The sequence below is a fragment of the Azohydromonas lata genome, assembly GCF_034427735.1.
Lineage (GTDB): Bacteria > Pseudomonadota > Gammaproteobacteria > Burkholderiales > Burkholderiaceae_C > Azohydromonas > Azohydromonas lata.
On sequence record NZ_JAXOJX010000063.1, the window covers coordinates 1 to 23730 of the forward strand.

The following is a 23730-nucleotide window of genomic DNA, read 5'->3' on the forward strand; positions in this document are numbered from 1 at the left end:
GCGCGAGGCGGCCTGCAGCGCGGCGGCTTCGGCAGCGGCGCGGGCGGCAGCCTGCTCGCGGGCAGACTTGGCGGCAGTGACCGCCTCGGCGGCTTGGGCAGCTTGAGCGGCTTGGGCCGCCTGCGCGGCGACAGCGGCCTCGCGCTCGCGGGCGGCGGCTTCCTCGGCCTCGCGCTGGCGGCGGGCGGCCTCGGCCTCCTCGCGCTGGCGCTTTTCCTCGGCTTCGCGCTGGCGGCGGCGCTCGGCGAGCTCCTCCTCCTGGCGGCGCAGAGCCTCGGCCTGGGCGCGGGCCTCTTCCTCGCGGCGGGCCAGTTCCTCGGCGCTCATCTCGGGCGCGCTCGCCTCGTCGGGCTTGACGAAGGTGCGCTTCTTGCGCACTTCGACCTGAATGGTGCGGGCCTTGCCGGAGGCGTCGGCCTGCTTGATCTCGCTGGTGCTGCGGCTGGTCAGCGTGATCTTCTTGCGGTCGCCTCCGCCGGTCCCGTGGCTGCTGCGCAAATGAGCCAGCAGCCGCTCTTTGTCGGCATCGGTGAGCGCGTCGTCGGTGGAGCGCTTGCTGACACCGGCGGACTGCAGTTGCTCGAGCAGTGTCGACGCCGGGCGATTGAGCTGGGCGGCGAACTGAGCGACGGTTGTCACGGCCATTATGGAAATCCTTGCTTGCTGGGCGATGCGGTCTTGGCGGGCGTGGTCAGGGACGGTGATCAGGCGTTGAACCAGTGTTCACGCGCCTTCATGATCAGAGCCTTGGCCGCCACGTCGTCCAGGCCGGTCATATCAGTCAGTTCATCAACGGCCAGGTCGGCCAGGTCGTCACGGGTATGCACACCGCCGTCGGCCAGCTTGGCAATCACTTCGGCCGTGAGGCCGTCGAGGTCGCGCAGGTCCTGCGACACCTCTTCCACGGCTTCCTCACGGGCGATCTCCAGGGTCAGCAGCGCATCCTTGGCGCGCTTGCGCAGCTCACCCACGGTGTCCTCGTCGAATGCTTCGATCTCCAGCATTTCCTGCATGGGGACGTAAGCCACTTCTTCGAGGCTGGCGAAGCCCTCGGCGATGAGGATGTCGGCGACCTCCTCGTCCACGTCGAGCTTCTCCACGAACAGACGGCGCAGCTTTTCGGTCTCGGTGGTCTGCTTGGCCAGCGATTCCTCCGCCGTCATGATGTTGATGCGCCAGCCGGTGAGGTCCGAAGCCAGACGCACGTTCTGGCCGCCGCGGCCGATGGCGATGGCGAGGTTTTCCTCGTCCACCACCACGTCCATGGCGTGGCGCTCCTCGTCCACCACGATGGACTGCACGTTGGCCGGCGCCAGCGCACCAATCACAAATTGGGCCGGATCCTCGGACCACAAGACGATGTCCACGCGCTCACCGGCGAGCTCGTTGGTCACGGCGTTCACGCGCGAGCCGCGCACGCCCACGCAGGTGCCGATGGGGTCCACGCGCTTGTCGTGCGAGAGCACGGCGATCTTGGCGCGGCTGCCCGGGTCGCGCGCCGCGTTTTTGATCTCCAGCAGGCCCTGCTCGATCTCAGGCACTTCCTGGGCGAACAGTTCCATCATGAAACCCGGCGCGGCGCGCGAGAGCATGATCTGCGGCCCGCGCACGGTCGGATCGATGCCGGCGATGAAGGCCCGCACGCGGTCGCCCGTGCGCAGGTTTTCCTTCGGGATCATCTCGCCGCGCTTGAGCCGGCCTTCGACGCGGCCGCTCTCGACGATGATGTCGCCCTTGTCCAGCCGCTTGACGGTGCCCACCATGATCTTCTCGCCACGGGCGAGGAAATCATTGAGCAGCTGCTCGCGCTCGGCGTCGCGGATCTTCTGCAGGATCACCTGCTTGGCAGCCTGCGCGCCGATGCGGCCGATCGTGACGGACTCGATGGGCTCCTCGATGTAGTCGCCCTCTTCGATGTCGGCAATGCGGTCGCGCGCATCGGAGAGCAGTTCCTCGGCATCGGGGTTCTGCAGCCCGGCGCTGTCGGGGACGACCAGCCAGCGGCGGAAGGTCTCGTACTCACCGGTGTCACGGTCAATGGCCACGCGGATGTCCACCTCGCCGCCATGCAGCTTCTTGGTCGCCGAGGCCAGGGCCGCTTCCACGGCGCCGAAGACCACGTCGCGCTCGACGCTCTTCTCGCGCGAGATGGCATCCACCAGCATCAACATTTCGCGGTTCATTCTGTGCGTCCTCCGTCCTGCTGCGGCTCTTGCGGCTGCGCAGCCTGGGCCCGCCGGCCCTTGAAATCCACCACCGGCACCAGCCGGGCCTCACGCACTTCGTCGAAGGCGAAGTCCAGCACCTGCACCGGCGCGTCCTCGTCGTCCTTCGGCTTGGCGCGCGCCTTGGCATTGGAGCGCACGGCCTTGCCGCCGCTCTTGCGCGCCGCCGGCGCTTCGTCCTGCAATACCAGCCGCCAACCGGCGGGCGCCGCGACCTCAGCGCCTTGAGCACCGGCCGGCGTGGCCTCGAGGGGGGCTTCCGCGGGGCGGGACTGCAGCAAGCCGCGGTACTTGCGCCGCCCCTGGAAAGGCATCTTCAGCGTGATCTCAACCAATTCACCGGCAAAACGGGCATAGTCGGCCTCGCGCTTGAGCGGGCGATCCAGCCCCGGCGAGGAGACTTCCAGCCGCGCGTAGTCGGCGTTCTCCACTTCCAGCACATACTGCAACTGGCGGGTCACGGCCTCACAGTCATCCACCGTCACGGACTCGGACGGCGCGCCGGGATACGCATGCCCGGGCACGCGGTCAATGGTCACGCGCAACAGGCCGCGCGTAGCGCGCTCGACCTCCACGAGCTCATAGCCCAGGCCCGTGACGGTGCGCTCAATGGCTGCCTGCCAGTTCATGCTGTTCCGCATGCGGCTGGCGCCACCTGCGGCCTCCTGTAGTTGCAACGGTGAGGGAAGTGAAATTCGATCAAGCAAAAAAAAAGGGCTGGAAGATCCGCCCGTTTAGGTATTCAGCGAGAAGCGGATTGTACTCTGCAAGAGCTGTACCGGCAAGTGACCGGTTGAACTCAAATGAGTGAAGCAAGCTGCGTGCGAGAATCCCGCCCGTTTTTGACCTCTCGGAGCCACCATGGGATTTCTTGCCGGCAAGCGGCTGTTGATCACGGGATTGCTGTCCAACCGCTCGATTGCCTATGGCATCGCCCGCGCCTGCCACCGCGAAGGCGCGGAGCTTGCTTTCAGTTACGTTGGCGAGCGCTTCCAGGAGCGCATTTCCAAGTTTGCGGAGGAGTTCGACTCCAAGCTGGTCTTTGATTGCGACGTGGCCGACGACGCGCAAATCACCGGCCTCTTCACCGACCTGTCCCAGCACTGGCCCGAGTTCGACGGTTTCGTGCATTCCATCGGCTTTGCGCCGCGAGAAGCGATCTCCCACGACTTCCTGGACGGCCTCTCGCGCGAGGCTTTCCGCATCGCGCACGATATTTCGGCTTACAGCTTCCCCGCCATGGCCAAGGCTGCCGCTCCCATGCTGCGCCAGAACAGCGCCCTGCTGACGCTGAGCTACTTGGGCGCCGTTCGCTACGTGCCCTGCTACAACACCATGGGCCTGGCCAAGGCGTCGCTGGAAGCCAGCGTGCGCTATCTGGCGTCCAGCTTGGGTTCGCGCGGCGTGCGCGTCAACGGCATCTCGGCCGGCCCCATCAAGACGCTGGCAGCCTCGGGCATCAAGGGCTTCGGCAACATCCTGGACATCGTGGAAACCAATGCCCCGCTGCGCCGCAACGTCACTATCGACGACGTCGGCAACGCAGCAGCTTTCCTCATGTCCGACCTGGCGTCGGGTATCAGCGCCGAGATCACCTATGTGGACGGCGGCTTCAGCCAAGTCATGGGCGGCGAGCGCTCACCCCGCGGCTGATTGACCCGCTTCACCGTCCCGGCCGCACGCGGCCAGGACACCCAAAAAAACGGCGCCCCGCGGGGCGCCGTTTCTCATGGCCAAGCAGGCCCGCCCGTTCAGTTGCGCACGCAATCCACGTAGTAGCGGCGCACGCCGTCCACTTCCTCTTCCACCAGCCCGTGCACGTCCGTACCGAAGCCCGGGAAAGCCTCGTTGAACGAGCGGACGAAGCGCAGGTAGTCCACGATCTTGCGGTTGAAACGCTCGCCCGGAATCAGCAGCGGAATGCCCGGCGGGTACGGCGTCACCAGCGACGTCGTGATGCGCCCTTCCAGCGCATCGACCTCCACGCGCTCGGTGTCGCGGTGCGCAATGCGGGCATAGGCATCGGCAGGCTTCATGGCCGGCTGCAGGTCGGACAAATACATCTCGGTGGTCAGTCGCGCCACGTCGCCCTGGGCGTACATGCCGTGGATGGCCTGGCAGAGATCGCGCAGCCCCATGCGCTCGTAGCGCGGATGGGCAGCGCAGAACTCCGGCAGGATGCGCCACATCGGCTGGTTGCGGTCGTAATCATCCTTGAACTGCTGCAGCGCAGTCAGCAGCGTGTTCCAGCGGCCCTTGGTGATGCCGATGGTGAACATGATGAAGAACGAGTACAGGCCCGTCTTCTCCACCACCACGCCGTGCTCGGCCAGAAACTTGGTGACGATGGACGCGGGAATGCCGCTGGTGTCGAACTTGCCGTTGACGTCCAGGCCCGGCGTGATGATGGTGCTCTTGATGGGGTCGAGCATGTTGAAGCCCGGCGCCAGATTGCCAAAGCCGTGCCACTCCTCGTTGGCCTCCAGCATCCAGTCCGCGCTCTGCCCAATGCCGTTGGCCGACAGCGGGCGCTCCGGCCCCCAGACCTTGAACCACCAGTCGTGGCCGAAGTCCTTGTCCACCTTGAGCATGGCGCGGCGGAAGTCCATGGCCTCGCGCAGGCTCTCCTCCACCAGCGCCGTGCCGCCCGGGGGCTCCATCATGGCCGCGGCCACGTCGCACGACGCGATGATCGCGTACTGCGGCGACGTGGAGGTGTGCATCAGGTAAGCCTCGTTGAAGAGGTGACGGTCGAGCTTTTGCGTCTGCGAGTCCTGCACCAGCACCTGCGAGGCCTGCGACAAGCCGGCCAGCAGCTTGTGCGTGCTCTGCGTGGCATAAACCATGGACTGCTTGGGCCGCGCGCGCTTCTTGCCCATCGCGTGGTAGGAGCCATAGAAGCCATGGAAGGCCGCGTGCGGCAACCAGGCCTCGTCGAAGTGGATGGTGTCTATCCAGCCGTCCAGCATCCCCTTGATGGTCTCGGTGTTGTAGAGCACGCCGTCGTAGGTGCTCTGCGTGAGCGTGAGGATGCGCGGGCGCACGGCCGAAGCATCAACGCCGTCGAGCAGCGGGTTGGCAGCGATCTTCTTCTGTATGGACTCGCGGCTGAACTCGCTTTGCGGAATGGGGCCGATGATCCCGTAATGGTTGCGCGTGGGCGTGAGGAACACCGGCACGGCGCCCGTCATGATGATGGAGTGCAGGATGCTCTTGTGGCAGTTGCGGTCCACCACCACCACGTCACCCGGCGCCACCGTGTGGTGCCACACCATCTTGTTGGATGTGCTGGTGCCGTTGGTGACGAAGAAGCAGTGGTCGGCGTTGAAGATGCGCGCCGCGTTGCGTTCGCTGGCGGCCACGGGGCCGGTGTGGTCCAGCAACTGACCCAGCTCGTCCACGGCGTTGCACACGTCCGCGCGTAGCATGTTCTCGCCGAAGAACTGGTGGAACATCTGCCCCACCGGGCTTTTCAGGAAGGCCACGCCGCCGGAGTGGCCCGGGCAGTGCCAGGAGTAGGAGCCGTCTTGCGCATAGTCCACCAGGGCACGGAAGAACGGCGGCGCCAGCCCGTCGAGGTAGCTCTTGGCCTCGCGGATGATGTGGCGGGCCACGAACTCCGGCGTGTCCTCGAACATGTGAATGAAGCCGTGGAGCTCGCGCAAGATGTCGTTGGGGATGTGCTGCGAGGTGCGCGTCTCGCCGTACAGGTAGATGGGAATGTCGGCATTGCGAAAGCGGATCTCGGTGATGAACTTGCGCAGGTTCTGAACCGCGGTGTCCTCCTCGTCCTCGGCGGCGGTGAACTCCTCGTCGTCTATGGACAGGATGAAAGCACTGGCGCGGCTTTGCTGCTGCGCGAACTGGCTCAGGTCACCATAGCTGGTGACGCCCAGCACCTCGAAGCCTTCCTTTTCGATCGCCTGCGCCAGCGCCCTGATGCCCAGGCCGGACGTGTTCTCCGAACGGAAGTCCTCGTCGATGATGAAGATGGGGAAACGGTAACGCAGCATGCGGGCAGCCCTCCCGGGCATTGGTCCTTCAGGAAAACCGCGAAGTGTAGGCGCTGAGCGTGACAGTTCTGCCTGCTCGACATCCCCTTCGCGACAATGCAGCAATCAAAAAGCCCGCCTATGCCACCGGATGGCTTTCGAGCTCCGCATCAACACCGCCCCATGCGCCCCCTGAGCCGCCTGCGGGCGGACGCAAACCGGCGCATCGCAAATCTTTTTTGCGAATCGCTGTTGAAAGCTCGAAAAATCTGAAATCCTGGATTAGAATGCAAGGCTTCGGTGGTCAGCAACCGAAACCATCCGCGGAGGGATGGATGAGCGGTTTAAGTCGCACGCCTGGAAAGCGTGTGTGGGTTAATAGCCCACCGCGGGTTCGAATCCCGCTCCCTCCGCCAGCCGTATCAAGCAGCACAACGGGCCCTTCGTGGGCCCGTTGTGCTTTTTGCGCTCGGTGAGCGTGAAATGAATGACGAAGGCGCGGTTGCGGCGACTACCTTGGCCCCGCCCGTCAAAACGGACCGGACAGCGCCTTGAAGCCTATCCAGGCCACGACCATCACGGCGTTGCCTGGTACGCTCATCAGCCCGGTGACATAGAACAGCGACGACAGCAGCGGCGCGCCGACAACGCTTTCCACAAACAGGCCCACCAGATAGAACAGCGCGCCGCAAAACATCCAGCGCCGCATGTAGGTCGGGAGCCAGCGTGCTTGGTTCCGGTTGTGTCGCCAGGCCGCAGCCCGCTCCAGCGGCGTGCCGCTGCTGGCGTCGCGGAACAGCCAGCCGAAGAAGAAATAGCGGTAGAGCAAGGTGCGCAATGCCATGAAAATCCTCCGACCGACGCTCGCGCCCAATGCTTTCACGCTGCCCGCCGGCCTGCAATCGCCCATCTGGCAAGGCCCGTGCCGAAAAAAAAGCGCCCGCAGCTGCGGGCGCTTTTTCGCGGGAAAACGCTGATGGATCAGCGCACCACGGCGATCTGCTGGCGATTGCCGCCCTTGTAGGTGTACATGGTCAGGGCGCCGTTCTTGATGTCGCCCTTCTCGTCGAAGGCGATGGTGCCCGTCACCCCCTTGTAGCCGCTGGTCTTGGCCAGCACTGGCAGGTACTTGGCGGGCTCGGCGGAGCCGGCCTTGACCATGGCGTCAGCCATCACCATCACGGCGTCGTACACGTAGGGCGCGTAGATCTGCACGTCGGCGTTGAACTTCTTCTTGAAGTCGGTCTTGAACTTGTCCATGCCCGCCTTCTGCTCGCCTTCGACGCCACCGGCCTCGGCGCAGACGACCTGCTCGTCAGCCATGGAGCCTGCGGCCAGCTTGGGCAGCTCGCCCGTGCAGATGCCGTCGCCGCCCATGAGCTTGGCGGTGATGCCCAATTGCTTCATCTGGCGCAGCATCGGCCCGGCCACGGCGTCCATGCCGCCGAAGAAGACGATATCGGGCTTCTTGCCCTTGATGCTGGTCAGGATGGCGGTGAAGTCCGTGGCCTTGTCGTTGGTGAACTCGCGGCCCACGGTCTTGCCACCGGCGGCCTTGACGCCCTTCTCGAACTCGTCGGCCACGCCCTGGCCATAGGCGGTGCGGTCATCGATGACGGCGATCGCCTTGCCCTTGAGCTGGTTCACGGCGTACTTGCCCAGCGTGCCGCCCAGGTGCTCGTCGTTGGCCACGACGCGGAAGGCCGTCTTGAAGCCTTGCTTGGTGTACTTGGGGTTGGTGGCCGAGGGGCTGATCTGCGGGATGCCGGCATCGCTGTAGATCTTGGAGGCCGGGATGGTGGTGCCGGAGTTCAGGTGGCCCACGACGCCGTTGACCTTGCTGTCCACCAGCTTCTGCGCAGCGGCCGTGCCCTGCTTGGGGTCAGCGGCATCGTCTTCAGCCAGCAGTTCGAACTTGGCCTTCTTGCCGCCGATGGTCACGCCCTTGGCGTTGAGCTCGTCTACCGCCATGCGGGCACCCAGCTCGTTGTCCTTGCCCAGGTGGGCAATCGGACCGCTGGTAGGAGCGACATGGCCAATTTTCACCACCAGTTCTTGCGCGCTGACGCCGCCGGCAAACAGCACCGCGGCAGCGGCAAGAACCACATTGACTTGGAATCGCATTCAGAACCTCCGAGGGGGTAGGAAAGTCGGAACTGGTAACAGTTTCAGCGGGAGGAACAATAACGCAAATAAAGCGGACATCGGTTGACCAAACAGCAAACAAACTGTTGAGGGATTACCAGTAAACCAGCTTCACTGCCCTTCCTGGGCGTGATGCGTGATGCGCAGTCCTTGCGCCTCGTAAGCGCGCCAGCGCCGGCGTGCGGCCAGGCGATCCGCCTCGTCCAACCCAACGACCTCGATGAGCCGCTCATAGCTTTCAAACTTCGGCACCGCGGCCGGACCCAGGTTCAAAAGAATGCCCTGCACCGGCGGCCGCGCCCCGGGCTCCATGAGCCAGATGGGTGTGCGCAGCAACGCCGGCGGCACGGCCTGCCCCGCGGCCAGCCGGCGGTGCGGAATGAAGGAGCGCACGTCGAACAGCCACAGCGCCTGGTCCAGCCGCGTGAGCGTTTCGGCATCACCCGCAACCACCATGCGTGCCTGCTGTCTGTAGGCCTTGCGCAACAGCCGGCAGCAATAGCCGATCTTGTCGCCCACGCCGGTGTGGAAGGCCACTTCCGACAACGCCATCACTTCAACCCTCTGAACAACAAGCCGGTGGCCTCACGGCACACCGGCTTCAACAGACCCAGCGCCACAGTCGGTCAGCGCGTGTGCGAGAGCACGAAGTGCGTGAGCAACGCCACGGGACGGCCGGTGGCGCCCTTGGCGGCGCCGCCCTTCCAGGCCGTGCCGGCGATGTCCAGATGCGCCCAACGGTAGGCCTTGGTGAAGCGCTTGAGGAACATGGCGGCCGTGATGGCGCCGCCGGCGCGCGGGCCCACGTTGGCCATGTCGGCGAAGTTGCTCTTGAGCCCTTCGTCGTACTCGTCGTCCATGGGCATGCGCCAGGCCGGATCGAGCGCCGACTCGCCGGCCTGCAGCAACTTCGCAGCCAACTCGTCGTCGGGGCAGAAAAGGCCCGAGCGCTGCGCGCCCAGCGCGATCACGCAGGCGCCGGTGAGCGTGGCGATGTCCACCACCGCCGCGGGCTTGAAGCGCTCAGCGTAGGTCAGCGCATCGCAAAGCACCAGGCGCCCTTCGGCGTCGGTGTTGAGCACTTCAATGGTGTGGCCCGCCATGGAGCGCAGCACGTCGCCGGGCTTGATGGAGCGGCCACTGGGCAGGTTCTCGCAGGCGGCAATCAGGCCCACCACGTTCACCTTGGGCCCGATCTCGCCTATGGCGCGGAAAGTGCCCAGCACGCTGGCGGCGCCGGACATGTCGAACTTCATCTCATCCATCTCGGCCGCAGGCTTGATGGAGATGCCGCCGCTGTCGAACGTGATGCCCTTGCCCACCAGCACCAGCGGCGCCGACGCGCGCGGAGCGCCTTCGTAGCGCAACACGATGAAGCGCAGCGGCTCCTCCGAGCCCTGGGCCACGCCGATGAAGGCGCCCATGCCCAGCTTCTCGACCTCCTTGCGGCCCAGCACCTCGACCTTGAAGCCGTACTGCGCCGCCAGCGCCTGCGCCTGCTCGGCCAGGAAAGTGGGCGTGGCGTGGTTGCCCGGACGGTTGGCGCATTCACGCGCCAGCGTCACGCCCTCGCCTATGGCCTGCCCGCGCACCAAGCCCTTCTTGATGGCATTGGCCGTGGCCTTGTCGCTCACCAGCGACACCTTTTGCAGCTTGGAACCATCACCCGCGCTGGGCTTGGTGTGGCGGTACAGATAGGTGGCTTCGGACACGGCCAGCGCCAGCACTTCCGCATGCCTGTCGTCCAGCACGCCGGCTTCGCCCAAGGGCGCGGCGGCCAAAGCCACCGCGGCGTGGCGCACGCCCAGCGGCTTGAGCGCGGACAGCGCCGCGGCCACCGCGGCCTTGAAAGCCTTGGGCGAAGCGTCGGCCGCTGCGGCCAGCACCAGGCGCGGCGCCTTCAGGCCCGCGGGGCGGTGCAGGTACAGCGTTCGCCCCGCCTTGAATTCGAAATCGCCCGCCTTCACGCTCTCCGACAGCAGCGCCGCCAGTGGAGGCTCCAGCGTCTGCGCCTGACCGCCGGCCACCACCAGCACCAGAGCATCCGCGGCCACGCCGGCCAGGCCGGCCGTGCCGGGAACGAGGGATCGCAAGTCCATAATGACGCCAAGTTCGTTGATCGCCAGATGTTATTCCATACCACCGTGCGCCGAGAGCTGGCGCGCAGCTTCGGCGCCACGCTGGTCGTGATCCTGACCATCGTGCTGACGATGATGCTCATACGCACCCTGGGCCTGGCCGCGGGAGGATCGGTGGCACCGCAGGACGTGGTGCTGCTGCTGGGCTACACCGCGCTGGGCCACCTGCCCACGATGCTGGCGCTGTCGCTGTTCATCGCCGTGGTGGCCACGCTTGGGCGCATGTACCGCGACAGCGAGATGGCCATCTGGTTCGCCAGCGGCGTGGGCCTCTCTCGCTTCGTGCGGCCGGTGCTGCAGACGAGCTGGCCGGTGCTGCTGGTCATTGCGCTGCTGGTGCTGGTGGTCTGGCCCTGGGGCAACCGCATGAGCGCGGAGCTGCGCGAGCGCTACCAGGAACGCAGCGACCTCTCGCGCGTGGCGCCGGGCGTGTTCCAGGTCTCGCGCGATGGCAGCCGCGTGTTCTTCGTGGAGCGCGACGGCGACAGCGACAACACTCGCGCGCGCAACGTGTTCGTCCTGTCCAACGATCCCAAGCGCGAGACCGTGGTGTCGGCGCATGGCGGCCACATCGAGAACGAGGAGCAGCGCCGCGTGCTGGTGTTGGAGGAAGGCCAGCGCAACGAGACCGACCGCGCCACCGGCGCGCTCACGCTCTCGCGCTTCGACACCTACCGCGTGGTCGTGGACGAGCACGAGGTGCGCAGCGCACAGGAGCACTCGCCCAAGACCATGCGCACCATAGACCTGCTGCGCCAGCCCGGCGCGCGCCAACTCGCCGAGCTGGCCTGGCGCTTTGGCCTGCTGCTGGGCGCGGGCAACCTGATGCTGCTGGGCATCGGACTGTCGGCCACCAACCCGCGCCGCGCCAGCAACTGGAACCTGCTGTTTGCCCTGCTGGGCTTCGTCGTGTACTACAACCTGATCAATCTCACGCAAGCCTGGGTGGGCGGCGGTGGCCGCATGGGGCTCTCCGGTGCGCTGCTGGGCCTGCATGGCGCGGCCTTCCTGCTGGCACTGGGCCTGTTGCGCTGGCGTGAACTGGGCGTGGCCGCACCGCGCCTGCTGCGCATGGGGAGGCGCGCATGAGGACGGTGCGCCGACTGCTCTACCGCGACATCGTCAGCGCCGTCAGCTTCGTGGCGCTGGCGTTCCTGTCGCTGTTCTTCTTCATCGACTTCGTCGGTGAGTTGGAGGACGTGGGCCGCCGCGGCTACACGCTGCCGATGGCGCTGCTGTCCAGCCTGCTGGAGACGCCCGGCCATCTCTACGAGCTGCTGCCCATTGCCGTGCTCATAGGCACCATCTTCTCGATGGCGCGCATGGCGCAGGCCAGCGAGTTCACCATTCTGCGCACCGGCGGCCTGGGCCCCGGGCGGGCGTTGTCGCTGCTGGCGGTATTGGGCGCAGCCTTCGCGGTGCTCACCTTCGTGGTGGGCGATTTCGTGGTGCCGGCCAGCGAAAGCTACGCCGTGCGGACCAAGGCGCAGGCCAGCGGCGGGCACGACCTGGGTGCCACCGGCGCCTGGCTGCGCGAGCGCCGCAGCACGCCCCAGGGCACGCACCAAGTCTCGCTCAACGTGCAGCGGCTGGCGCCGGACGGCACGCTCGAAGGCGTTCGCATCTTCGAGTTCGACGAGCAAGGCCGGCTCATGGAGCGCATCGCCGCGGCCCACGCGCGCATAGACGCCAACGAGGTCTGGACGCTGCAGGACGTGCAGCGCACCACCTGGCCGGCAGCCAGCGTGGCGGACGCACAAGCTCGGGTGCTTGTGCAACAAATGCCTGAGATGCGCTGGGAAAGCAACCTGGGCTCGGACGTGGTGGCCGCAGCCGTGCTGCCCATAGACACCATGAGCACGCTGGAACTGTGGCGCTACGCGGCCCACCTCTCCAACCAGGAGCAGGCGGCGCAGCGCCACGCCATACGCTTTTGGCGCAAGGCCTTCTATCCCTTCGCCTGCCTGGTGATGGTGGCGCTGGCGCTGCCATTCGCCTACCTGCACGCCCGCGCCGGCGGGCTGAGCTACAAGGTCTTCGGCGGCATCATGCTGGGCATCAGCTTCGTGCTGCTCAACAACGTCGCGGGCCACTTGGGCCTGCTGCGCGAGTGGACGCCCTGGCTCACCGCCGCGGCGCCCAGCATCTTCTACCTGCTGTTGTCCCTGGCAGCGTTCACCTGGCTTGTGCGGTACCGATGAACACCTCCTCCACCGGGCTTTTGCTGTTTGCCCACGGCGCGCGCGACCCCGAATGGGCGCGGCCCTTCGAGGCGGTGGCGCAGTCCGTGCAGGCCCAGCGCCCCGGCACGCCGGTGGAGCTGGCTTACCTGGAATTCATGGCGCCTGACCTGGCCACGGCCGCCGCGCGGCTGGTGCAGGCGGGCTGCACGCGGGTGGACGTGCTGCCGCTGTTCCTGGGCGCCGGCGGCCACGTGCGCAAGGACTTGCCGCGGCTGCTGCAGGCCCTGCGCGCCGAGCATGCAGGCGTGTGCTTCGAGCTGCACCCGGCCGTGGGCGAATTGCCGGACGTGGTGCAGGCCATGGCCGGCGCCGCGCTGGCCCTGCTGCCAACCTGAGGAGGCGATGCCGCCGTGAACCTGCACCAGTTCCGCTTCGTCCAGGAGGCCGTTCGTCGCGGCCTCAACCTCACCGAGACCGCCAAGGCGCTGCACACCTCGCAGCCCGGCATCAGCAAGGCCATCCTGGAGCTCGAAGAGGAGCTGGGCGTGGACATCTTTGCCCGCCACGGCAAGCGGCTCAAGCGCGTCACCGAGCCCGGCCACCAGGTGCTGCAGGCGGTGGACATCATCCTGCGCGAGGTGGGCAACCTCAAGCGCATAGGCGAAGAGTTCGGCAAGCAGGACGCGGGGCGGCTGTCCATCGCCACCACGCACACCCAGGCGCGCTACGTGTTGCCCGAGCCCGTGGCACTGCTCAGGAAACGCCATCCCAAGGTGAGCGTGAGCCTGCACCAGGGCACGCCGGAGCAGGTCGCGCAGATGCTGCTGGACGACAGCGCCGACATCGGCCTGGCCACCGAGTCGCTGTCCGAGTATGGCGACCTCGTGACGCTGCCCTGCTACGAATGGCAGCACGTCATCGTGGTGCCGGCCTCGCACCCGCTGGCCGGCGTCGAGCGGCCCACGCTGGAGCAGCTCGCGCGCGAGCCGCTGGTGTCCTACCAGCCTGCCTTCACCGGGCGCAAGCGCATCGACCAGGCCTTTGCCCAGCGGCGGCTGCAGCCGGAGATCGTGCTGGAGGCCATCGACTCCGACGTGATCAAGACCTACGTGCGGCTGGGCTTGGGGGTGGGCATCCTGGCCGAGATGGCCGTGCGCGACGACCCGCCCGGCGGCGACCTGGTGGCGCGCCCGGCCGGCCACCTCTTCGGCATGAACGTCTCGCGCGTGGCCTTCAAGCGCGGCGCCTACCTGCGCAACTTCGTCTACACCTTTGCCGAGCTGCTGTCGGACCGCCTCACCCGCGCGCTCATACAGCGCGCCATGGCCGGCGACGGCGAGGATTACGACCTCTGAGCTTTCAAAGCCGTCCACGGCACACGCACGCGGGCGGCACCACGCGGAAAGACTTTCCATGCAGCACCACCCTCCCATGGACGGCACGCCGCGCACGCCGGCGTTGCAAAGCCGGCTGCCGCAGGTCGGCACCACCATCTTCACCGTGATGTCGGCCCTGGCGCAGGCGCACGGCGCGGTCAACCTGGGCCAGGGCTTCCCGGACTTCGAGGGTGATCCGCGCCTGGTGGACGCGGTGGCCGAGGCCATGCGCGGCGGCCTCAACCAGTACCCGCCCATGGCCGGCGTGCCGGCGCTGCGCACGGCCATCGCCGACAAGGTGCAGGCCCTGTACGGCCACCGCTATGACGGCGACACCGAGATCACCGTCACGGCCGGCGCCACGCAAGGCATCCTCACCGCCATCCTGTGCTGCGTGCACCCGGGCGACGAAGTCATCGTCCTGGAGCCCTGCTACGACAGCTACGGTCCCAACATCGAGCTGGCCGGCGGCACCGTGGTGCGCGTGCCGCTGACGCCGGGCAGCTTCCGGCCGGACATGGCGCGCATCGCCGCGGCGCTCACACCGCGCACGCGGCTCGTCATCGTCAACACGCCGCACAACCCGGGCGCCAGCGTCTGGACGCGCGAGGAGCTGCAGCAGCTCGCCGAGCTGCTGCGCCCAACCGACGTGCTGCTGCTCAGCGACGAGGTCTACGAGCACATGGTCTACGACGGCCGCGAGCACGTCAGCGCGGCCAGCGTGCCGGCGCTGGCCGCGCGCGCCTTTATCGTCTCCAGCTTCGGCAAGACCTACCACGTCACCGGCTGGAAAGTGGGCTTCGTGGCGGCGCCCGCGCCGCTGTCGGCCGAGTTCCGCAAGGTGCACCAGTTCAACGTGTTCACAGTCAACACGCCCATGCAGCATGGCTTGGCCCGCTACATGGCCGATCCCAAGCCCTACCTGGAGCTCGGCGCCTTCTACCAGCGCAAGCGCGACCTCTTCCGCCAGGGCCTGCAAGCCACGCGGCTGCGCCCGCTGCAAAGCGAAGGCAGCTACTTCCAGTGCGTGGACTACTCGGCCTTGAGCGACCTGCCGGAAGCGGACTTCTGCCGCTTTCTCACCACGGAGATCGGCGTGGCAGCCATCCCGTTGTCGGCCTTCTACGCCGACGGCTTCGAGCAGCGCGTGGTGCGCTTTTGCTTTGCCAAGAAGGACGAGACGCTGCACCAGGCCCTGCAACGCCTGGCCAAGCTGTAGCGCCAAGCCGGGGCGTCAGGGTGCGGGCTGCAGCTCCGCGCGCAGGCCCGGGACGAACAGCGACGGCGCGCCCGCCAGAGTCTTGCCGCCGTCGGCCGACGGCGCCAGCGGCAACAGCAGGTCCACCTCGCCGCAGGAGGCGACTTCCTGGCGGTGGCGCTCATGCGCCACGCGGTAGAGCAGCAGCATGTCTTCGCAAGCCGCCAGCGACGGCAAGGCTTGCGGCTTGAGCAGCAGCTTGGCCAGCGCCTGCAGCGCGTCCACGGGCGATTCCCAGGACTGCTGCAGCGTCTGCAGCAGCGCGGGGTCGCCGTCCAGGCCGGGCTGCGCCGGAGCGTCCCAGGCCGGCAGCGTGCAGCCGAAGCGCACCGCCACCTGGCGTGCGAGCTTGTCGTAAGCCGCGCGCTGGCCATCACGCTGGTACAGCGACAACAGCTTGAGCAGCAGCCAGGGCGTGCGGCCACCCTGCTCCATGCGCGACAGCAGCAGCTCCACGGCCTTGTCGTCCTGGCCCAGGGCGCACAGCAGCGACACCTGTTGTGACAGCGCTAACTGCTCGTCCACGGAAAGCACTGCGGTGGCCAGCGGCGCGGACAGCGGCGGGCGCGTGGGCGTGTCGTGCTGCGCGGCCGGCTCGTTGAAGACGACCGCGGCGGTGTTGGGCGCCTCGTCGCGCGGCGCCTCGATGTCCAGGGCCATGGGCGCCGAGGTATCCCACCAGGCCTCCTGGCGGCGACGCGTGAGCGACTGCACGCGCCACGCCAGCGCAACGGCCACGGCGGCCAGCGCCACCACCAGGCCCAACAGCCAGGGCATGGCGTGCGCGGCCGCCTCCAGCTCCGCCTGGCGGCGCCGGCCTTCTTCCAGTGCCTCCTGGTCGTGCTGGGACTGCTGCTGCAGTTGCAGCACCTTGTCCTCCAGGTCGCGCAGGCGCTGCTGGAGCTTGTCAGCGGTACCGGGCTGCAATGCAGCAACGGTCGAAGCCTTGCCATAGGCCGCAAGGGCCAGCGCGTTTGAAGGCGCTGCCCACGCCACGCAGGCGGCGGCGGCAAGGCTGATAAACAGCAATATTCGGGACATCCCTCCCTCCGGGCATACCGATATGCGGGGCACTCTAGCACGGGGGGAGGTGCAGGCGCGGGGAGCCTGCACCGCCAGTCGGCCTTCAGCGCACAGGGCCGGCAGGCGTGTCCGGGCCATCGGCCGAGTGCGGCCACAGCGAAGCGGCGGGATCTTCCATGCCCGGCACGTGCCATTGCGCGGCCACGCGCTGGGCTTCGCGGCGCGCCACTTCAAAGAGGCGCAGCAGCTCGGCGATGGGTTGCGTGTCCGGCCGCGGCAGCGCGGTGCGCAGCGTCAGCCGTTCGCGCTGGACGATGAACAGCAGCGGCCCGCTGCTGGACGAGCGCGCCGCCCACTCCGCCAGCGCCGTGCCCAGCGGGCCGCTGACCCAGCTCGCCAGCGCTTCCAGGGGCTGCCCAACGCCGCCGTAGTGCCCGCGCAACGCATGCAACTCGGCCGCGGGCAGCTTGGGGTGCAGCACCAGCCAGCGCATCTCGTCCGGCGTGGCCAGGTCAATGCGCGTCTGCAGCTCCTGGGTATATTGCTCGAACACCTGCTTTTCCAGCAGATCCAGCAGGCCGCGCGTGAGCAGCAGCATCTGCAGGCCGGCACCGCCGGTCAGCGGTGCGCGCAGCCGCAATTCCTGGCCCTGGATGTAGCGGCGCTGCGACGGGCCCCACTCCAGCCGCCAAGAACCATCGTGCGCTTCGACGATGAAACCGTCGGCGTCGCGGCTGCGCTTGAAGTGATGTCCCAGCGCGTGGGCCCAATCGGCCAGCGCACGCTCGCCGGGCAAGCCGGCGCGGCGTGAGAACCAATGCTTGAAGGCGTCGAGCATGAGGGCTGGCGCACAATCAGGCGCCCGTTTTGACGCGTGGAGACAGCAAAGATGATCGAAGTGTATTCGTGGCCCACGCCCAACGGCCACAAGGTTCACATCATGCTGGAAGAGTGCGGGCTGCCCTACCGGGCGCACGCCGTGGACATAGGCGCGGGCGACCAGTTCAGCGCCGAGTTCCTGGCCATCAGCCCAAACAACAAGATTCCCGCCCTCGTGGATCCCGACGGCCCCGACGGCCGGCCCATGTCGCTGTTCGAGTCCGGCGCCATCTTGCTGTACCTGGCCGGCAAGACCGGCAAGCTGCTGCCCGCCGACACCCGCGGCAAGTACGAAACGCTGCAGTGGCTGATGTTCCAGATGGGCGGCGTGGGCCCCATGCTGGGCCAGGCGCACCACTTCCGCATCTATGCGCCGCAGAAGATCGATTACGCCGTGGAGCGCTACACCAACGAGGCCAAGCGCCTGTACGGCGTGATGGACCGCCAGATCGCCCGCCACCGCTACATCGCCGGCAACGAGTACACGATTGCCGACATCGCCGTCTTTCCCTGGCTGCGCTCCTGGAAGAACCAGGGCATCGACTGGAACGACTACCCGCACCTCAAAGGCTGGTTCGACGAGATAGCCGCCCGCCCCGCCGTGCAGCGCGGCGTGGAGGTGCTGGCCGACCGCCGCAAGCCGCAGATGGACGACAAGGCCCGCGAAGCCCTGTTCGGCGCCAAGCAATACGCCCGGCGCTGAGCTGGGCGCAACGATTGCCTTACCGGCGCGGCGCGAAGCGCCCTCGCCACTGCTTACAATTCAACTTCTGCACTGCCCGTAGCTCAACTGGATAGAGCAGCTGCCTTCTAAGCAGCAGGTCGGGGGTTCGAGTCCCTCCGGGCAGGCCATACGCGCCTTCATGCAGCCCTCCGCTTCCGAAGTTCCTCAAGAAGCCCCCTCCGGCGCTCTCGCCCCCTTGCGTCTTCCGGTGTTCCGCATGTTGTGGAGCGCTTGGCTCACGGCCAACGTGTGCCTGTGGATGAACGACGTGGCCGCGGCCTGGGTCATGACCTCGCTGAGCAGCGACCCCGCCATGGTGGCGCTGGTGCAGTCGGCCTCCACGCTGCCGGTGTTCCTGCTGGGCCTGCCCAGCGGCGCGCTGGCCGACATCGTCAACCGCCGCCACTGGTTCATGTTCACGCAGCTGTGGGTGGCAGTGGTGGGCGTGGTGCTGGCCACCGTGTCCATGGCCGGACAGCTCTCGGCGCCGCTGCTGCTGGCGCTGGTGTTCACCAACGGCATTGGGCTGGCCATGCGCTGGCCGGTGTTCGCGGCCATCGTCCCGGAGATCGTGGGCAAGCGCGAGCTCAGCGCGGCGCTGGCGCTCAACGGCGTGGCCATGAACGCCTCGCGCATCGCCGGCCCCATCGCGGCGGGCGCCATCATCGCCAGCCTGGGCAGCGCCTGGGTGTTCGCGCTCAACGCGGCGCTGTCGCTGGTGGCGAGCTATCTCGTGTGGCGCTGGCGATACGAGCCGCGGCACTCGGCGCTGCCGGGCGAGCGCTTCGTGGGCGCCATGCGCGTGGGCGTGCAGCACGTGCGCCAGTCGCCGGGCATGCGCGTGGTGCTGCTCCGGGTGTTCGTGTTCTTCCTGCAGGCCACGGCGCTGATCGCGCTGCTGCCGCTGCAGGCCCAGCGCCTGGAAGGCGGCGGCGCGGGGACGTTCACGCTGCTTCTGGCCTGCATGGGCGCGGGCGCCATTGCGGCGGCGCTGTCGCTGCCGCAGTTGCGCGCACGCTGGGACCGCGACCAGCTCGTCGAGTACGGCACGCTCATCAACGCCGCGGCCATGGTGGGCGTGGCGCTGGCGCCCAACGTGTGGGTGGCCGCGCCCACCATGGTGCTGGCCGGCGCGGCGTGGATTTCAGTGGCCAACTCGCTGACCATCACCGCCCAGCTCACGCTGCCCAACTGGGTGCGCGCGCGCGGCATGTCCATCTACCAGATGGCGCTGATGGCGGGCAACGCGGTGGGCGCGGCGCTGTGGGGCTACGTGGCCAGCCACACCGACGTGCGCACCAGCCTGCTGGCCGCCGCGGTCACGGCGGTGGCGATGGTCGCGCTGCTGCGCCGCCACCGGCTGGAATCCCTGCCGCCGGAAGACCTCACGCCGCATCCCGCCAAGATCGAGCCGCCCCCGGCCTTCTACATCCCGCCGGAAGCCGGCCCGGTGATGGTGACCATCGAGTACTTCGTGGCCGAGGACGACGCCGCCGCCTTCACCGAGGTCATGCGCGAGAGCCGCCGCGCGCGGCTGCGCCAAGGCGCGCTGAGCTGGGGCCTGCTGCACGACAGCACCGACCCCACGCGCCACGTCGAGTACTTCCTCGACGAGTCCTGGGTCGAGCACCAGCGGCGCATGGACCGCATCACCGCCTCCGACCGCCAACTGCGCGAGCGCCGCCTGGCCTTCCACCGCGGCGACGCGCCGCCGCGCGTGCGCCGCTACGTGGGCGAGACGATGGCAGACTGACGGCGCGCCGGGCGTCCCTGCTCAGCTGACCGTGGCCTCGTCGCTGCGCGAGTCGCCGCGGTTGTCCACCCAGCGCACCACCAGCCGCTCGCCCTTGGCGCCGCGAAAGCGCAGTTGCAAGTAAGGATCGCGCGACACCGAGGGCCCCAGCCGCGCCTGCAGCACGGTGCGCCCGCCGCACTCGACTTCCAGCCGCTCGATGTGGTGCGCCGGCACCAGCACGCCCGCGGCGTCGCGGCGCTGGCCGCTTTCCATCACGTGGCTCATCAGCAGGCGCAGCTCCACGATGCCGCCGTTCTCCACGGCCCGCATGCGGCTCGGTTGTCCCATGGCTGGTTTCCTCGTCAGCCGGCGCAGCCGCCCTGGATGACGCGCACATCGCGCCGCGCCAGATAAAACCCGTCGGCCGCCCGCACCAGCGCGTGCACGGCGGAGCTTTCGGCCATCTTGAGCCGGGTGGACACGAAGGCCTCGGTGCCGGGCGGCAGTTGGAACACCGCCGACAGCGGCCCCGGGTTGTGCTCCACCAGCAGCGCCACGAGCGTCACGCCCGGCAACGCCGTGGTGACGGTGAAGGGCACGACCGCGCCGTTCTCGGCCACGTCCGGGCCATCGAGCCGCACCTGGCCCTGCGCCGCGGCGCCCTCGCCGCCCAACGCGCGCAGCGCGCCCTTGAAATCACGGCTGTCGAACGCCGCATCCCAGGCCGAGGCCCAGGCGGCGGACTGCGCCTGCGCGTCGGCCTCGGTGATCACGCCGGCCAGAACGAACAGGCCCAGCGCCCGCGCCGCGGAGCAAAGGGCCCGCCTGCGTTCCTTGCCGTCCTTGCCGAAATCGCTGGAGATACCTTGTGAAAACAACATCCCACCTTGGTGCGTTTTGACACGGGCCGCCTGCATGGAGCGCGGATACAAAAACGCCCTGGAAACTCCCGGCCGATGAGCCAAAAGCGTTCCAAGGCATTGATGTGAAAAGAAAAATTGGTCGGGGTGAGATGATTCGAACATCCGACCCACTGCTCCCAAAGCAGTTGCGCTACCAGGCTGCGCTACACCCCGAAGAGGGATATTGTAGCCGCCCGCCACGGGGTGTCGCGCCCGGCGGCAGGCGAACGTCGTGGTGATGTCGCCTCGGGGCGACGCCCGCCCCGTCCGCTGGGCCTTATTGCGGCGGCTGCGACAGCACCAGGGTGCCGTCAGCGTCGGCCACGATCCAGTCGCCCGGGCGCACGGGCACGCCCTGAATGGTGACGGGGACGTCGCGCTGGCCCTCGTTGCGCTTCTCGGTGGGCAGCGGCATGGAGGCCAGGGCGCGAATGCCGATGCCGTAGGTGGCGAGCTCGGCCACGTCGCGCACGCAGCCGTCGATGACGACGCCCGCCCAGCCATTTTTCTCGGCCGAGCGGCCCAGGTTGCCGCCCAACAACGCCTTGCGCAGCGAGCCCCCGCCGTCCACCACCAGCACGCAGCCGTTGCCTGGGCTGTCCACGGCAGCCTTGACGAAGGTGTTGTCCTCGAAGCACTTCACCGTCACCGCCGGGCCGCTGAAGGCGGTTTTGCCGCCAAAGTCGCGGAACACCGGCGGCAGCACGCGCAGCGCGTCGCCGGCCTGGGCCTTGCGCTCGTCGCAGATGTCGCAGGTGACGTAGGTTTTCACGGGGTCGGTCAAGGGCTCCTCCTGGGGAAAGTTCTGGCGCGCGGCAGCCTAGCATGTGGACATGCGCCAAAAGCTCAGGCGCGCGGCTGCCTTGTCATCCCCGTGTTCGTGGGCACTGGGATTGCCGATAAGGCTTCGTCGGCAATCCCGCCGGCCGATGACTACCAAGGAGTCGACATGACCTCTCAAGACCGCAACCAGAGCCAACAGAACCAGCAAGGCAACCAGCAGGGCCAGCAAGGTCAGCAGGGCCAGAAGCAAGGTCAACAGAGCCAGGACAGCCAGCGCCAGGGCCAGCAAAGCCAGACCGGTGGCATGGGCCAGCAGTCACAGTCGGGCCAGCAGGGCGGGCAGCAGGGCTCGCAGCAAGACCAGCGCAGCGGCCAACAGGATCAGTCGCAGCGCGGCGGCTTGGGTCAGCAAGACCAGTCGAGCCAGCGCCAGGGCCAGCAGGACCAGTCCAGCCAGCGCGGCTCGCAGGCGGGCCAGCAGTCCACCCAACAGGACCGCTCCCAGCAACGCCGCGACGAGTGACGTTGACAGGCTGATGCCCGGCCCGGGGCTGCGGCCCTTGGGTTCAGGTGAAAACAGCGAACGGCCGCGGAAGCGGCCGTTTTTTCTTTTGGGCGGGGCCGTGAGCTGATCAGCCCTTTCCTTTCACTGCCGCCGCCCGTATCTCCGACAAGGTGCTGCGGCTGGTGCTCACGTCCGTATCCAGCTTCAGGTGCAGCAGCATGGGCGGCCCGTCGGACAGCGCCTCAAGCAACGCCGGCTCGAAGGCTTGCGTGCACTCCACCCGCGCCGCGCGCCAGCCGTAGCTGCGCGCCAGGGCGGCGAAGTCGGGGTTGAAGAGGTCGCTGCCGCTCACGCGCCCCGGGTAGTGGCGCTCCTGGTGCATGCGGATGGTCCCGTAGCTGCCGTTGTCCACCACGATGCTGACCAGCCGCCCCGCCCCGCGGTTGGCCCCATAGGCCATGGCCGTGGCCATCTCCTGGCTGGTCATCAGGAAGTCGCCGTCCCCCGCCAGGTTGATGGCGGTGCGCTCCGGATACAGCAGCGCCGCCGCCACCGCCGCCGGAAAGCCGTAGCCCATGGCGCCGGCCGTGGGCGCGAGCTGCGTGCGGCCGAAGTGCTGCAGACCGCGGTAGCGCATGTAGCGGTGCAGCCAGCCGCTGTAGTTGCCCGCGCCGTTGGTGTAGAGGCTGTCCGCGGGCGCCAGCCGTTCCAGCGCCAGCACCACCTGCGCCATGTCCAGCGGCGCTACGGCGTGGGGCACGCGGTTGGCCTCCAGGTCGGCGGCGGCGCCGGCGGTCCAGTCGGCCCACGGCAGTTGCGGCGGCGCGGTCAGCGTCTCCAGCGCCTTGCCGGCCGCGGCCAGCGAGCACTGCAGCATCAGGTCGGCCGCGTAGACCCGGCCCAACTCCTCCGCGCCCGCGTGCAGGTGCACCAGCTTCTGCTTGGGCCGGGGCGCTTCGATGAGCGTGTAGCCGCCCGTCGTCATCTCGCCCAAGCGCACGCCCACGGCAATGAGCAGGTCCGAGTCGCGCACCCGCTGCGCCAGCCGCGGGTTGATGGCGATGCCCACGTCGCCCGCGTAGTTGGGATGGCGGTTGTCGAAGGTGTCCTGGAAGCGGAAGCCGCAGCCCACGGGCAAATTCCAGTTTTCGGCAAAGCGCTGCAGCGCCTGCACCGACTCGGCCGTCCAGCCGCTGCCGCCCGCGATCAACAGCGGCTTCCTCGACTGCAGCAGCAGCGTGCGCAACCCGCGCAGCGCCCCCGGCGCGGGCCAGGCCTGCGCCGGCTCCACGCGCGGCAGCACGGGGGCCGTGGCCGGGGCACTCAAGACGTCCTCGGGCAGCGCCAGCACCACCGGCCCCGGCCGCCCCTGCAGGGCCACGTGAAAGGCGCGGGCGACGTACTCGGCCAGCCGCTGCACGTCCTCCACTTCCGCCACCCACTTGGCCATGCCCAAAGTGCCCGGGCCGAACACCTGGCGGTAGTCCAGCTCCTGGAAAGCCTCGCGGTCGCGCTGGTCGCGCGCCACCTGGCCCACGAGCAGCAGCAGCGGCGTGCTGTCCTGGAAGGCCGTGTGCACGCCAATGGCCGCGTTGGTGGCGCCGGGGCCGCGGGTGACGAAGCACACGCCCGGGCGGCCGGTGAGCTTGCCCTGCGCCTCGGCCATGAAGGCCGCGCCGCCCTCGTGGCGGCAGGCGACGAAGCGGATGGCCTCGCCGTGCTGGTGAAACCCGTCCAGCGCCGCCAGGAAACTCTCGCCCGGCACGCCGAACACCGTGTCCACGCCCTGCGCCACCAGGGCCTCCACCAGCAGATGGCCGCCCGGGCGGGCGGGCCTGCTCTCAGCGCTTGCGTTCATGCGT

Annotated in this window: 23 protein-coding genes and 3 tRNA genes; 11 read left to right on the top strand and 15 right to left on the bottom strand. The window is 68.1% G+C overall.

Annotated features, from left to right (window positions below; translation table 11 throughout):
* The 3 genes from SM757_RS26950 to rimP form a co-directional block, all read right to left on the bottom strand.
* Positions 1-645: translation initiation factor IF-2 associated domain-containing protein (locus SM757_RS26950; RefSeq protein WP_322467748.1), on the bottom strand; the 645-nt coding region annotated here is incomplete at its 3' end.
* A gap of 59 nt (positions 646-704) precedes the next feature.
* On the bottom strand, positions 705-2183 hold the full coding sequence (gene nusA / locus SM757_RS26955) for a transcription termination factor NusA (RefSeq protein ID WP_322467749.1): 1479 nt from the start codon (positions 2181-2183) through the stop codon (positions 705-707).
* Positions 2180-2854 carry a ribosome maturation factor RimP gene (rimP, locus tag SM757_RS26960; protein ID WP_322467750.1) on the bottom strand — a complete coding sequence of 225 codons (675 nt, stop codon included), beginning with the start codon at positions 2852-2854 and terminating at the stop codon, positions 2180-2182. Before rimP ends, nusA begins: the two co-directional genes overlap by 4 nt.
* 232 nt (positions 2855-3086) lie before the next feature.
* Here rimP and fabI point away from each other — a divergent pair, with 232 nt between their 5' ends.
* The gene (gene fabI / locus SM757_RS26965; RefSeq protein ID WP_066335334.1) at positions 3087-3878 is read left to right on the top strand and encodes an enoyl-ACP reductase FabI; all 792 of its coding nucleotides are present in this window, start codon (positions 3087-3089) and stop codon (positions 3876-3878) included.
* A gap of 98 nt (positions 3879-3976) precedes the next feature.
* On the opposite strand, the gene SM757_RS26970 is transcribed toward fabI, so the two are convergent.
* Complete coding sequence (locus tag SM757_RS26970) at positions 3977-6238, bottom strand: arginine/lysine/ornithine decarboxylase (protein WP_322467751.1); 2262 nt, start codon at positions 6236-6238, stop codon at positions 3977-3979.
* Positions 6239-6542: 304 nt separating this feature from the next.
* On the opposite strand from SM757_RS26970, the gene SM757_RS26975 reads away from it, so the two are divergent.
* Positions 6543-6633 (top strand) — tRNA-Ser (locus SM757_RS26975).
* Positions 6634-6746: 113 nt separating this feature from the next.
* Here the strand turns inward: SM757_RS26975 and SM757_RS26980 are convergent.
* From SM757_RS26980 to SM757_RS26995, 4 genes are all read right to left on the bottom strand, one after another.
* Positions 6747-7061 carry a hypothetical protein gene (locus SM757_RS26980; protein WP_066335331.1) on the bottom strand — a complete coding sequence of 105 codons (315 nt, stop codon included), beginning with the start codon at positions 7059-7061 and terminating at the stop codon, positions 6747-6749.
* A gap of 137 nt (positions 7062-7198) precedes the next feature.
* Positions 7199-8341, bottom strand: coding sequence for a branched-chain amino acid ABC transporter substrate-binding protein (locus SM757_RS26985; RefSeq protein WP_322467752.1), 1143 nt, complete (start codon positions 8339-8341; stop codon positions 7199-7201).
* 132 nt (positions 8342-8473) lie between these two features.
* Positions 8474-8914, bottom strand: a complete 441-nt coding sequence (locus SM757_RS26990) for a DNA polymerase III subunit chi (protein WP_322467753.1) — start codon at positions 8912-8914, stop codon at positions 8474-8476.
* A gap of 74 nt (positions 8915-8988) precedes the next feature.
* Positions 8989-10461: a leucyl aminopeptidase gene (locus SM757_RS26995; RefSeq protein ID WP_322467754.1), complete on the bottom strand. Its 1473-nt coding sequence runs from the start codon at positions 10459-10461 to the stop codon at positions 8989-8991.
* 27 nt (positions 10462-10488) lie between these two features.
* Here SM757_RS26995 and lptF point away from each other — a divergent pair, with 27 nt between their 5' ends.
* Genes lptF through SM757_RS27020 form a run of 5 tightly spaced genes read left to right on the top strand, consistent with a single transcriptional unit; the run spans position 10489 to position 15278 of the window.
* The gene (lptF, locus tag SM757_RS27000; protein WP_322467755.1) at positions 10489-11589 is read left to right on the top strand and encodes an LPS export ABC transporter permease LptF; all 1101 of its coding nucleotides are present in this window, start codon (positions 10489-10491) and stop codon (positions 11587-11589) included.
* Positions 11586-12701: an LPS export ABC transporter permease LptG gene (gene lptG, locus SM757_RS27005; RefSeq protein WP_322467756.1), complete on the top strand. Its 1116-nt coding sequence runs from the start codon at positions 11586-11588 to the stop codon at positions 12699-12701. Before lptF ends, lptG begins: the two co-directional genes overlap by 4 nt.
* Positions 12698-13078 carry a sirohydrochlorin chelatase gene (locus tag SM757_RS27010; RefSeq protein WP_066335321.1) on the top strand — a complete coding sequence of 127 codons (381 nt, stop codon included), beginning with the start codon at positions 12698-12700 and terminating at the stop codon, positions 13076-13078. The genes lptG and SM757_RS27010 overlap by 4 nt, the downstream gene beginning before the upstream one ends.
* 15 nt (positions 13079-13093) lie before the next feature.
* Positions 13094-14038, top strand: a complete 945-nt coding sequence (locus SM757_RS27015) for a CysB family HTH-type transcriptional regulator (RefSeq protein ID WP_066335319.1) — start codon at positions 13094-13096, stop codon at positions 14036-14038.
* 58 nt (positions 14039-14096) lie between these two features.
* Complete coding sequence (locus SM757_RS27020) at positions 14097-15278, top strand: pyridoxal phosphate-dependent aminotransferase (protein ID WP_322467757.1); 1182 nt, start codon at positions 14097-14099, stop codon at positions 15276-15278.
* Between the two features lie 15 nt (positions 15279-15293).
* On the opposite strand, the gene SM757_RS27025 is transcribed toward SM757_RS27020, so the two are convergent.
* Together SM757_RS27025 and SM757_RS27030 are read right to left on the bottom strand one after the other, a co-directional pair.
* A complete protein-coding gene (locus SM757_RS27025) occupies positions 15294-16358 on the bottom strand; it encodes a hypothetical protein (RefSeq protein WP_322467758.1) in 1065 nt (354 codons plus the stop codon).
* Positions 16359-16443: 85 nt separating this feature from the next.
* A complete protein-coding gene (locus tag SM757_RS27030; RefSeq protein ID WP_322467759.1) occupies positions 16444-17178 on the bottom strand; it encodes a hypothetical protein in 735 nt (244 codons plus the stop codon).
* A 51-nt stretch (positions 17179-17229) separates the two neighbouring features.
* Here SM757_RS27030 and SM757_RS27035 point away from each other — a divergent pair, with 51 nt between their 5' ends.
* The 3 genes from SM757_RS27035 (at position 17230) to SM757_RS27045 (ending at position 19696) form a co-directional block, all read left to right on the top strand.
* Complete coding sequence (locus tag SM757_RS27035; protein ID WP_322467760.1) at positions 17230-17922, top strand: glutathione binding-like protein; 693 nt, start codon at positions 17230-17232, stop codon at positions 17920-17922.
* 72 nt (positions 17923-17994) lie between these two features.
* Positions 17995-18071: transfer RNA gene (locus SM757_RS27040), tRNA-Arg, on the top strand.
* 11 nt (positions 18072-18082) lie between these two features.
* A complete protein-coding gene (locus tag SM757_RS27045; RefSeq protein WP_066335309.1) occupies positions 18083-19696 on the top strand; it encodes an MFS transporter in 1614 nt (537 codons plus the stop codon).
* Positions 19697-19717: 21 nt separating this feature from the next.
* On the opposite strand, the gene soxZ is transcribed toward SM757_RS27045, so the two are convergent.
* The 4 genes from soxZ to rraA all read right to left on the bottom strand — a co-directional run bounded on the left by soxZ (position 19718) and on the right by rraA (position 21364).
* Positions 19718-20026, bottom strand: coding sequence for a thiosulfate oxidation carrier complex protein SoxZ (soxZ, locus tag SM757_RS27050; RefSeq protein WP_322467761.1), 309 nt, complete (start codon positions 20024-20026; stop codon positions 19718-19720).
* Between the two features lie 14 nt (positions 20027-20040).
* Positions 20041-20559, bottom strand: a complete 519-nt coding sequence (soxY, locus tag SM757_RS27055) for a thiosulfate oxidation carrier protein SoxY (RefSeq protein WP_322467762.1) — start codon at positions 20557-20559, stop codon at positions 20041-20043.
* Between the two features lie 118 nt (positions 20560-20677).
* Positions 20678-20754 (bottom strand) — tRNA-Pro (locus SM757_RS27060).
* 103 nt (positions 20755-20857) lie between these two features.
* A complete protein-coding gene (rraA, locus tag SM757_RS27065) occupies positions 20858-21364 on the bottom strand; it encodes a ribonuclease E activity regulator RraA (RefSeq protein WP_322467763.1) in 507 nt (168 codons plus the stop codon).
* Positions 21365-21529: 165 nt separating this feature from the next.
* Between rraA and SM757_RS27070 the strand changes: the two genes are divergently transcribed.
* Positions 21530-21886 carry a hypothetical protein gene (locus SM757_RS27070; protein ID WP_066335298.1) on the top strand — a complete coding sequence of 119 codons (357 nt, stop codon included), beginning with the start codon at positions 21530-21532 and terminating at the stop codon, positions 21884-21886.
* 109 nt (positions 21887-21995) lie between these two features.
* On the opposite strand, the gene SM757_RS27075 is transcribed toward SM757_RS27070, so the two are convergent.
* Positions 21996-23726: a thiamine pyrophosphate-binding protein gene (locus tag SM757_RS27075; protein ID WP_322467764.1), complete on the bottom strand. Its 1731-nt coding sequence runs from the start codon at positions 23724-23726 to the stop codon at positions 21996-21998.
* Between the last annotated feature and the right edge of the window lie 4 nt (positions 23727-23730).

Bases quoted from the DNA above. Each gene is read 5' to 3' on its own strand.
- nusA (WP_322467749.1), bottom strand. From the start codon at position 2,183: ATGAACCGCGAAATGTTGATGCTGGTGGATGCCATCTCGCGCGAGAAG.
- rimP (WP_322467750.1), bottom strand. From the start codon at position 2,854: ATGAACTGGCAGGCAGCCATTGAGCGCACCGTCACGGGCCTGGGCTAT.
- fabI (WP_066335334.1), top strand. From the start codon at position 3,087: ATGGGATTTCTTGCCGGCAAGCGGCTGTTGATCACGGGATTGCTGTCC.
- SM757_RS26970 (WP_322467751.1), bottom strand. From the start codon at position 6,238: ATGCTGCGTTACCGTTTCCCCATCTTCATCATCGACGAGGACTTCCGT.
- SM757_RS26980 (WP_066335331.1), bottom strand. From the start codon at position 7,061: ATGGCATTGCGCACCTTGCTCTACCGCTATTTCTTCTTCGGCTGGCTG.
- SM757_RS26985 (WP_322467752.1), bottom strand. From the start codon at position 8,341: ATGCGATTCCAAGTCAATGTGGTTCTTGCCGCTGCCGCGGTGCTGTTT.
- SM757_RS26990 (WP_322467753.1), bottom strand. From the start codon at position 8,914: ATGGCGTTGTCGGAAGTGGCCTTCCACACCGGCGTGGGCGACAAGATC.
- SM757_RS26995 (WP_322467754.1), bottom strand. From the start codon at position 10,461: ATGGACTTGCGATCCCTCGTTCCCGGCACGGCCGGCCTGGCCGGCGTG.
- lptF (WP_322467755.1), top strand. From the start codon at position 10,489: ATGTTATTCCATACCACCGTGCGCCGAGAGCTGGCGCGCAGCTTCGGC.
- lptG (WP_322467756.1), top strand. From the start codon at position 11,586: ATGAGGACGGTGCGCCGACTGCTCTACCGCGACATCGTCAGCGCCGTC.
- SM757_RS27010 (WP_066335321.1), top strand. From the start codon at position 12,698: ATGAACACCTCCTCCACCGGGCTTTTGCTGTTTGCCCACGGCGCGCGC.
- SM757_RS27020 (WP_322467757.1), top strand. From the start codon at position 14,097: ATGCAGCACCACCCTCCCATGGACGGCACGCCGCGCACGCCGGCGTTG.
- SM757_RS27025 (WP_322467758.1), bottom strand. From the start codon at position 16,358: ATGTCCCGAATATTGCTGTTTATCAGCCTTGCCGCCGCCGCCTGCGTG.
- SM757_RS27030 (WP_322467759.1), bottom strand. From the start codon at position 17,178: ATGCTCGACGCCTTCAAGCATTGGTTCTCACGCCGCGCCGGCTTGCCC.
- SM757_RS27035 (WP_322467760.1), top strand. From the start codon at position 17,230: ATGATCGAAGTGTATTCGTGGCCCACGCCCAACGGCCACAAGGTTCAC.
- SM757_RS27045 (WP_066335309.1), top strand. From the start codon at position 18,083: ATGCAGCCCTCCGCTTCCGAAGTTCCTCAAGAAGCCCCCTCCGGCGCT.
- soxZ (WP_322467761.1), bottom strand. From the start codon at position 20,026: ATGGGACAACCGAGCCGCATGCGGGCCGTGGAGAACGGCGGCATCGTG.
- soxY (WP_322467762.1), bottom strand. From the start codon at position 20,559: ATGTTGTTTTCACAAGGTATCTCCAGCGATTTCGGCAAGGACGGCAAG.
- SM757_RS27070 (WP_066335298.1), top strand. From the start codon at position 21,530: ATGACCTCTCAAGACCGCAACCAGAGCCAACAGAACCAGCAAGGCAAC.
- SM757_RS27075 (WP_322467764.1), bottom strand. From the start codon at position 23,726: ATGAACGCAAGCGCTGAGAGCAGGCCCGCCCGCCCGGGCGGCCATCTG.